This window comes from Brunnivagina elsteri CCALA 953, assembly GCF_002289455.1.
GTDB classification, from domain to species: Bacteria; Cyanobacteriota; Cyanobacteriia; order Cyanobacteriales; family Nostocaceae; genus Brunnivagina; species Brunnivagina elsteri.
Genome location: NZ_NTFS01000502.1, coordinates 1 through 4,108 on the forward strand (window position 1 = coordinate 1; position 4,108 = coordinate 4,108).

Here is a 4,108-nt window from a genome sequence, read left to right on the forward strand (position 1 = left end):
GTATATCTTTAACTAGTTCTTAGTATGAATTTCATCAATCTTCAAACCTAGATTTTCTAATTATTCAGATGTGTGAATGTCAGAAAAAGCAAAAAAAATAGAATTACGTCACTCACTTCTCAAAAAACGGACTCAAATGAGTGTGACTGAGTGGAGAGAAAAGAGCGATCGCATTTGTACCCACTTACAAGTATCTCCCTTATTTACACAAGCTAAAACTATTTTGCTTTACTTCAGTTTTCGTCAAGAAGCTGATTTAAGTCCTTTATTTGCGAATTCTCATTACCGTTGGGGTTTTCCTCGTTGTCTAGGAAAAAATATGTTTTGGCATTCTCTAGAAACGCAAAATTCCTCTTCTTTACAAGTTGGTACTTATGGAATTATCGAACCCAATCCCGATAACCAAGTTATTCAACCTTGCGAAGTCGATTTAATTCTTGTACCTAGCGTCGCTTGTGACTCACAATGCTTTCGTTTGGGATATGGTGGAGGCTATTATGACAGAATGCTCAGTTTACCCGAATGGAATTTAAAACCAACTATCGGAATTGTATTTGAGTTTGCATATTTACCAGAATTACCAATTCAAGGCTGGGATAAACCATTACAAAATGTTTGTACTGAAAATGGAATAAAACCTAAAATCTAAAATCCAAAATATTTTAAATAAAAGACGTTCCACCGGAACTACAAATCCAAAATCCAAAATCCAAAATCTAAAATCTAAAATGCGATCGCACAACTCAAAAATCAAAACAGCCTTAATGTACGCTCTATTAAGCGGGATTGCCCTTGTTACACTATTCCCACTACTATGGTTAGTCGGAACAGCATTAAAATCCCCGACAGAAAATATATTTCAATCACCCCCGCAATTATTACCCGCACAACCCACTTTGGAAAACTTTGTCACCGTTTGGCAAACCAATCCATTTGGACAATATATGCTCAATAGCACCTTGATTGCAGTGCTAACTGTCTGCATAAACCTGCTTTTTTGCGCTTTAGCAGCTTATCCCCTCGCCAGATTATCATTTCCTGGACGCGACTGGATTTTTATTGCGATCGTCACCACAATCATGATTCCTTTCCAAATTGTCATGATTCCACTCTATATTTTGACAGTTCAAATGGGACTACGAAATAGTTATTTAGGGGTGATTTTCCCTAGTCTTGCCTCTGCTTTCGGCATTTTTCTGTTGCGACAAGCCTTTTTGGGAGTCCCAAAAGAATTAGAAGAAGCTGCACGTATGGATGGTTCTTCCGAACTTGGTTTGTGGTGGAATATCATGTTACCCGCAATTCGTCCTGCGATCGTAACCCTAGCAATTTTCGTCTTTATTGGTGCTTGGAGCGATTTTCTCTGGCCTCTTATAGTCATTCAGGATGAAAATTTGTACACTTTACCGCTTGGTGTTGCTAAATTAGCTGGTACATTTTCCCTCGATTGGCGTTTGGTTGCTGCTGGTTCGGTGATTTCAATTGCTCCCGTAATGCTATTATTCCTATTTTTACAACGTTATATTGTCCCAACTGATACTGGTAGTGGTGTCAAAGGTTAGTCTAAAAAAATTTAAATATTTTCAGGCTGACTAAAGCTTAGAACTAAGTTGTTGATTTTGATGGAATTTTGCTGTTTTCAGTTATGAGAATGTTTCTAAAAATGCCATATCCAATGAGGAGAAACTTAATTTGGTAGATTCTCAACAGGAATATAGTCTTACTGCTGAACAAGTTCAATGTGGACACTGTAAAGTTAAAGCGTTGATGAGAATTGTTTGTGAAGGTGAAGACTCTTATATTGTCGGTGATGTCGAGCAATATGGCGGAGACGACGTTCATCACAAATGGCAAGTTGTGAAGTGCCCTGTGTGTTGTGAGATAAACGTTCTTCAACACTTGTCATCATCTTTGTGGGACTATGAGATTGGTGATGAAAGATTCCCAAGTCCGGTATACACTACTTTCCTGTATCCCTCATTAGAAAAAGAAAAACCCCTCTATTTAAAGATTAGTAGCCAAGCAGTAGAACAGGCAATCGCTGATGTAGAAGCCTTAATTCCCACCACTGGGGCAGTTAGCGGAGTTGACCGAATACATACTGCTTTGCATGGTTATTTAGGTTTAGTCTGTGTTCAAGCAGATATTGAGTTTAGTAAAAAAAACGACGGTATAACCAAGCTATTTAAGTTGTTATGTCAGTCTCATCCAAAGCTTCAGAGCGTTACTGGTAATTCAAAAAAAATTGATCCTCTTCTTCAATCGTTTGCTGGGATTATGGACTCGCTTAATCCAATTAGAAATCACGCAAGTTTGGCACATCCCAACGAAAATCTATTAGATAAAGATGAGGCGATGCTTTTTATTAATGTAGTACGTACATTGCTCCAGTATCTTGATGAAAAATTAAGATTGTAGTTAAGGACACACTTTACTTTTATTAAAACAACTCCAAACATATCAAGTTTGATAAATTGTCAATTGCTGTTTTTGAGCTTTATTAAGTTTTATGTTATTTACGATCGCATCAAATTCCACCTCTCCATAATGCGATCGCAATTCCCACTATTTAATCAAAAATGACCTTCAGAAATAACGATTTTACTAGGTTTACAGCTATAAAATTTATAGTTAAATAAATTGCTCCCCTGAGAGTACTATTTTTGCATATTTTTGGCACTTTGGCTAGGATGCCCTTTTTTCGTTAGAATTATTGAGAATAGAGTCAATAGCCATAGAGACTAATCAATTTTTTGATGTCCTAATCCCATAATTAAAAGAATTATGAGAAATTATTAGATTTAATGTAGATAGATTACTAAGCTTAAAGTTATATAAATGAATTTTTATGTATCTTAATATAAATAAGATATATTTATCTGATATTTAAATACTTTGCGATTGACTCAGCTTATATCGTGTTCGTAATCCCATAAAATTAACAACTTGGTGACGAGAGAGAGGAAAAAACAGAAAATGACATTTATATTAACCAACGACGATGGTATTGATGCTCCAGGAATTCGGGTATTATGGGAAGCTGTCAAAAATTATCAAACAATTATTGTCGCTCCTAAAGACCATCAATCAGGTTGTGGACATCAGGTGACAACCATTAGTCCCATCTCTCTACACCGTCGTTCGGAACGGGAATATGCCATTGGGGGAACACCAGCCGATTGTACCCGGATTGCTTTGACTCATATTTGTCCCAATCCAAAATTTGTCTTATCTGGGATTAATGCTGGGGGAAATTTAGGCGTTGATGGGTATATTTCTGGAACTGTGGCGGCGGTTCGCGAAGCTGCAATGCTTGGTATTCCAGGAGTCGCAATTTCTCATTACCGCAAGGGCAAGCTTGATTATAATTGGGATGCTGCAAGAGATATGACAGCGAAGGTACTAAAAGATTTACTATCCCGTACTTGGGAAGTAGGTACTTTTTGGAACGTGAATTTACCCCATTTGCAACCAGGAGAACCGGAACCAGAAATTATTTTTTGCCAAGCTTGTAGCAAACCTCTACCTGTGAATTATCGCGTTGAAGGCAATGATTTTTACTATCAAGGAGACTACAGTCAACGCGATCGCACCCTTGGTAGTGACGTTGATGTTTGTTTCTCTGGGAATATCGCGGTGACACAATTACGGGTTTGAATTGGGAATTTATTAATTCGTAAGTCTTAGACGACCCGGTGGGTCGTCTCTACTAATCTTCACTTCCTTGAATCATCGTCATTAAACGGTCTAAAGTTTGGGTTAACTGGGAAAGCTTCTGTAGCGAATCATCCTGAGTTTCAGCAAGTGTTTGTACTGCATCGCATAATGCCAATATTTGATATCCCTGCTGCTGAATTTGCTTACCTTGCTCCTCCATTTGCACCCCCAGATTATCCATGCGATCGCCTAATTTATCAATTGTTTCTGTAGTCGCTAGTACTGCTTCTCCAATTTGCTCGACAATTGACTCTAACCGATTTACCTTAGTTTCAAACCCGATTGCAACCATTTTTATCGCACCTCTTTTTTAATGAAGCAAAGATTATTCTTTGACTCGTTTTCAATAAATTAACTTTTACCTAATAATCTTGTAACTGCAATATTAATC

General features: G+C 37.5%; 5 protein-coding genes. 4 read left to right on the forward strand and 1 reads right to left on the reverse strand.

Annotation, left to right across the window (positions count from 1 at the left end; translation table 11 throughout):
• Positions 1-76: 76 nt before the first annotated feature.
• The 4 genes from CK510_RS27190 (at position 77) to surE (ending at position 3,657) form a co-directional block, all read left to right on the forward strand.
• Complete coding sequence (locus CK510_RS27190; RefSeq protein WP_095724629.1) at positions 77-649, forward strand: 5-formyltetrahydrofolate cyclo-ligase; 573 nt, start codon at positions 77-79, stop codon at positions 647-649.
• A gap of 79 nt (positions 650-728) precedes the next feature.
• The gene (locus tag CK510_RS27195; protein ID WP_095724630.1) at positions 729-1,562 is read left to right on the forward strand and encodes a carbohydrate ABC transporter permease; all 834 of its coding nucleotides are present in this window, start codon (positions 729-731) and stop codon (positions 1,560-1,562) included.
• A gap of 130 nt (positions 1,563-1,692) precedes the next feature.
• Positions 1,693-2,418, forward strand: a complete 726-nt coding sequence (locus CK510_RS27200) for an abortive infection family protein (RefSeq protein ID WP_095724631.1) — start codon at positions 1,693-1,695, stop codon at positions 2,416-2,418.
• 558 nt (positions 2,419-2,976) lie between these two features.
• Positions 2,977-3,657, forward strand: a complete 681-nt coding sequence (gene surE, locus CK510_RS27205) for a 5'/3'-nucleotidase SurE (protein WP_095724632.1) — start codon at positions 2,977-2,979, stop codon at positions 3,655-3,657.
• 52 nt (positions 3,658-3,709) lie between these two features.
• Here the strand turns inward: surE and CK510_RS27210 are convergent, their stop codons facing one another.
• Positions 3,710-4,009 carry a hypothetical protein gene (locus CK510_RS27210; RefSeq protein WP_095724633.1) on the reverse strand — a complete coding sequence of 100 codons (300 nt, stop codon included), beginning with the start codon at positions 4,007-4,009 and terminating at the stop codon, positions 3,710-3,712.
• Positions 4,010-4,108 lie beyond the last annotated feature (99 nt).

Coding starts and splice junctions, on each gene's coding strand:
- CK510_RS27190 (WP_095724629.1), top strand. CDS start 77: ATGTCAGAAAAAGCAAAAAAAATAGAATTACGTCACTCACTTCTCAAA.
- surE (WP_095724632.1), top strand. CDS start 2,977: ATGACATTTATATTAACCAACGACGATGGTATTGATGCTCCAGGAATT.
- CK510_RS27195 (WP_095724630.1), top strand. CDS start 729: ATGCGATCGCACAACTCAAAAATCAAAACAGCCTTAATGTACGCTCTA.
- CK510_RS27210 (WP_095724633.1), bottom strand. CDS start 4,009: ATGGTTGCAATCGGGTTTGAAACTAAGGTAAATCGGTTAGAGTCAATT.